The organism is Streptomyces sp. NPDC056628 (genome assembly GCF_042792555.1).
Lineage (GTDB): Bacteria > Actinomycetota > Actinomycetes > Streptomycetales > Streptomycetaceae > Streptomyces.
Window position 1 is genome coordinate 1 of the sequence record NZ_JBHTWG010000094.1, and the last position, 1,678, is coordinate 1,678.

Below are 1,678 nucleotides of genomic sequence, written 5' to 3' on the forward strand. Positions count from 1 at the left end.
ACTAGAGACTTAGTGATTTTGAAAATTACCATCTGGTAAATTCCTAAATATAGGTATAATTTTTATAAATTTGGAAAATGAAAGTGGTAAATGCAATAAGAAGTAAATAAGAGAAAACATTAATTTATATTGGGAGGAAATCGTCTTAAAATTAGTCGTTAAGGGAGTGTAATATTAACTGTGTAAGTAAGGAATGCGTACGGTTCCTTACTCACACAGTTTTTTATTTGATAGAATAATAAGTATAAAGCTAAAGGAGTGGTTTCAGTGGGGAAATTGAAAAGAGATCCGAACTCCGTAGAATTAGCGAACAAGATTATCGAACAGTATCAGCCTAAATCAGTAGAAGATATGCAAGAAGCATTAAAAGACATATTTGGTCCCATGTTTGAGTCAATGCTAAAAGGTGAAATGAATCACCATTTGGGCTATGAATCCAATGACAAGGGAGAAAAAGAAACAAGAAATAGAAGAAATGGATATGGCAAAAAGATCGTGAAAACAACGGCAGGAGAAGTTGAAATTGCAGTCCCCCGTGATCGTGATGGTTCATTTGAACCGCAGTTGATTCCAAAGCGTAAAAGAGATGTATCCTCTATAGAGGATAAGGTCATTTCGATGTATGCCAGAGGAATGTCACAACGAGACATTTCTTCCACGATAGAAGACATCTATGGCTTTTCTGTATCTCATGAAATGGTATCCGACATTACGGATACTGTACTTCCTAATTTAGAAGAGTGGCAAAATCGTCCCTTAAGTAACTGTTACCCTTTTGTGTTTGTCGATTGTCTTTACACAACCATTCGTAATGACTATGAAACGAAGAAGTATGCCGTTTACACAATACTAGGATATACCATAGAAGGTAAAAAGGACATTCTAGGTTTGTGGTTGAATGAAACGGAAAGTAAACATAAATGGATGCAAATTTTTGATGAAATCAAATCTCGTGGTGTAGAAGATATCTTCTTTCTCTCAATGGATGGCGTTAGTGGTCTGGAAGAAGGAGCACGTGCGATTTTTCCTGATGTGACCGTACAGAGATGTATTGTTCATTTAATTCGAAATTCGATTAAGTATATACCAAGTAAAGACTACAAGCCTTTTACTGCTGCCTTAAAGAAAGTGTATGGAGCTCCAAGCCTTAAGGCTTGTCACAGTGCATTTGAATCTTTTGAAAAGCAGTGGTCTACGTACCCTGGAGCTGTAGACGTATGGAAACGAAACTTTTCTCATGTGGAACAACTTTTCGATTATGGTGGTAATATTCGTAAAATCATGTACACTACAAATGCCGTTGAAAGTATCCACTCTAGCTTTCGAAAAGTCACGAAAAAAGGAGCATTCCCCCATGAGAATGCCCTATTAAAAATATTGTTTTTACGAACAAAAGAATTAGAAAAGAAATGGGATGGTGGACGCATCCAGCAATGGGCTATGGTCATGAATCAACTATTAGTTCATGACCACCTAAAGGAACGTGTGAAGAAATATCTAGAATAACTTACACACTTTTCTTGACAAGCCCCCATCAAGCGATTCTAAGCCGGACGTTCTAAAAGCTCTCCTGAAAATCCTTCATCTGCATACTTCAGCACATCTTTAGTCCCTGCTTTCTTTATACAGGCCTCGATTTGGCTGTCGATGCTCGATCCCTTGATCGCTTGTTCCTCGG

At 37.5% G+C, this 1,678-nt stretch carries 1 protein-coding gene; it reads left to right on the forward strand.

The genetic code is table 11. The features are described 5' to 3' along the window. Window positions 1-258: 258 nt before the first annotated feature. On the forward strand, window positions 259-1,506 hold the full coding sequence (locus tag ACFRAC_RS36750) for an IS256-like element ISBsu2 family transposase (RefSeq protein ID WP_031600262.1): 1,248 nt from the start codon (window positions 259-261) through the stop codon (window positions 1,504-1,506). Window positions 1,507-1,678: the final 172 nt, after the last annotated feature.